This is a genomic window from Bartonella sp. AC62GZZY, assembly GCF_042196525.1.
Taxonomy (GTDB): domain Bacteria; phylum Pseudomonadota; class Alphaproteobacteria; order Rhizobiales; family Rhizobiaceae; genus Bartonella.
In genome coordinates, this window is record NZ_JBHIQN010000040.1 from 1 (window position 1) to 3496 (window position 3496).

Below are 3496 nucleotides of genomic sequence, written 5' to 3' on the forward strand. Positions count from 1 at the left end.
CCAGTAGGTATTGTCTCGTAAGTATAGCCATTGCCGCCAATAATTCTGCTGACAAAGTCATATCTATTCCCATCAAAACCAACAGTGGTTTGTTTGCTATCACTTACATAACCTAACAGACCGGATGCAACTAAAACATTAAAGGCTGGTCCATAGAAATTGATAGTCGTGTTGTCGGCTATACCGTGAACACCTTCTTGTTTGAAAGAATTCAGCATATTCCCCAATGTCATTGTCCCGCGACTATGTCCATAAAGTTCTAACCCTGTAAGACCATAGCTATACATCAAATCTTTTGCTTCTTGTGTGGAATTGGTCAAACCCCAAAAGTTATTTTCCATAAACTTCTGATAGCCCGCGACTAGAAGTTCTGAAATAGCAGAATCCGCTTCTGGGAACACAACAAAATAAAGCGGATTATTTTTATCCTTCGCATGTTGCTCTGCATAAACAGCGGCTTCCTCTGGTGGCGTAAAGATGCCATTAAAGGACACATGCACTTTGCCATCAGAGCCTTCTTGCAAATGCTGCTTTTCTTCATCCGTTAAATAATGAAACTTAGGTATTTGTTGTCCACGAGCGTCTCTTATAGGTACCCCATTCGCATCTATTTTATAGATTATATTACCCTTTTCATCACGATCCACCACGGCGATGGGGTGCTCTTTGATAAACATGGTTTTATAGGAGTCATCGCTGTATTTAAACCCTTCTTCTAAGAGTTGAGTTGCCATTTCACGATTTTCATGGACGATTTGTTCCAGCTTGCCTGCATCGAGCTGTTGTACACCCTTATGGGCGGTGGCAGTATCACGATTAAGGGAGGCGATGGCTTGTTCCACGTCTTGCCCTGTCAATGCCTTCTGCCCTGCTTCATCAGTAATGACGATAGTGCCATTGCTGATAGCAGATTTGGTATAGCCTTCTTCTGAATCTTTAGCTTTTGAATGATCTAAGACATTTTTAGCAATGTTTTTCCCGACACCATATTTGCCCTGATACATCGGACCACCCGCAGAAATGCTTAAACCTTGGCTGCTGGCTTGCGCATGCGCACTGTTGCTGATATCACTGGTGGTAATGCTTCCTGTGGTCAGGCTGTTTTTATCTGCCGGCGCGGTGCTTTCAATAATACCTCCGGTTAGGGTCGTTTTATCTTTAACGTTGATCTTAAAACCACCATCACCCGCTTTGATGCCTGATTGTTCCACAACACTATGATAATCGCTAGAGGATTTATCCTTGTTCAAGGAAATATTGGTTGTGGCTGTACCATCCTTTTCTCGGCTATTATAACCAATGGAAACAGAGTTTTGCTTGCTGGAGCTTTGTCCCTTATCACTGCGGCTGACAACGGTAAAATCACCCCCTACTTCCATTTCTACACGCTCTCCAGAAACCACGGCGCCTGCCAATGTGGTGTTTGCCCCACTCGTTGTGTGAACTGTGCCGGTGCCAATAATATGGCTGTTCTTCTGGTGAACCTCCTCACTGGAACCCTTGCCTTTACCAAAAGAAGCATTCCCCATCCACCCTGTACCACCGGTACCATAACTATACCCAACATTCATTGAAGCGCTTTGCGTGTGGTTTTCTGTGCTCTGCGTGTTTTGCGCACTTTCAAAGGTGATATCTTTACCTGCTCCCATGGTAATATTCCCGCTCTGTTTATCATTGCTTTGCATCGGGTTTGTACCGGCAATAATATCGGCTCCAACACCATGGATGCTACCTTTGTGGGCTTGCATATTAACAGCGCGTCCTGCTTCTATGCTATCTGTTACCGCTGTAGAGGTCTGAACAGAGGCTTCTGCCTTCTCTGTCTTAAAGCCCACGGTTACGCTAGCAGAAACATCAGCAATATCACGAATAGACTGTTTGTTTCCACCTTTCATCCCATTATAAAGACCTTTGCCTTTACTATAGAGATCATAGCCTTTTAGACCAGCAATAAGACCATTGCCGATTTTGTGTTTTGTATCCCCATGACCAAAACGTTTGACTGCATCCTTTACATCTTTTACTGTACCAAGAATGCCCACATTGACAGAGCCTGTCACACCAGCAAAAGACTTTTCATGCTTTTCTTTTGCGTTAGAGGTATCATAGCTTTCTGATAGGGTGATATTATTGCCTGCATCAATGTTGACATCACGATCAGCCGAAACAATGGCTGCTTTTAAATTCACATCATTGTCAGCAGTAATCTGCACATCTTGGCGTGCCGTGATGTGTGATTGTGTGGAAGTGGTTTCCCATTGATCGCCCGTATCTTTGGCGCTTGCAATTCCAACCCCTACAGAAGCACCGCTGTTGCTCTTTTCAAACTGAAACCCAAAGCCTGTACGTTCTTCCTTTGAGTTTGCCCTATGACTATTATGACCAACAAGCACATTGACATCACGCGCTGCCGAAAGGTTAATATTCTCACCTGCAAGATCAGAGCCAACAATTGTCACATCTTTTTTCTTGGCAGTGATGGTGATATTGCCATCCGCATTGAGAGAAGAGCCTTGATGCTCAAAACTCTCTTCATTTTCTGTCTTTCCCTCACTCCCGTATATCGACACAAAGCCCTTGCCTGATCCCACACCAAAACCCGTTTCATGGGTCTCTGAATGGCTGCTATGGTGATCTGTCATGCCATCAATCGTCACATTTTCTGCTGTCACATTGATATCTTGACCGGAAAGCAGATGAGAAGCCGTGATTGTGGTCTCTTTATCTGATTGTGTGATAATGTTGCCCGTTGCCCCAAGGATAGAGGAGACCGTTGTGGTATGCGATTGAGATGTATCGGACGATTTCTCATGCAAAAAGCCACTTGATGACGATTGTGCTTGCTGATCCAAGTGTTCTTGGGCGCCTTTTATGACAATCTTTCCCCCAGAGTGAATGGTAATATCCGCTTGTTTCTGATCTCCTGGTGCTTTCTCTCCTGACGTTTCCTCTGCCTTACCGGCTATGAGCGTCGAGGCTACAACTTCCGTGTTGTTTCCTGAGTCAATGGTAATGCCTTCACCCCCTGTTATGCTTGACCCCACAACTTGGCTCACATCCATCTTGTTATGCTCAGATTTGCTGCTACTAAACACCCCACCCTCTTTGTGATACGACATCTCATACTGTAAGCTATCCTCTGCATTATTGATCAGGACATCGTTGCTGGCTTTCAGCCCCACCTTGCCATCAGCCGCAATGGAACTACCTGTGATGCTAAGATCATGCGGTTTGCCATCCTGCCCTGCAACAACAGTGGTGTCACCTCCCGATTTTATCGAAGAGCCAACGGCATGAGAGGCTTGCATATCCACTTTCGTGTTTTTGCCCTGAAGATGATACTCCATCTCATCGTTTCTTACCCCTATTGTTACCTCCCCTTGGGCGCCAAGAGCAACATTACCCTTGGCATCTATATCGGAAGCAGCAATATGGATATCTTTTCCAGAGAGAACAGTGGTCTCTTTTCCAGAACTTAAATGAGAGCCATTGTGCA

The 3496-nt window shown here is 44.9% G+C and carries 1 protein-coding gene; it reads right to left on the reverse strand.

Features of this window, described 5'->3' with window-relative positions; genetic code table 11:
- Positions 1 to 3496 (reverse strand): hemagglutinin repeat-containing protein (locus tag ACFIML_RS08905; RefSeq protein ID WP_375687976.1); only part of this gene is annotated, 3496 nt, incomplete at both ends.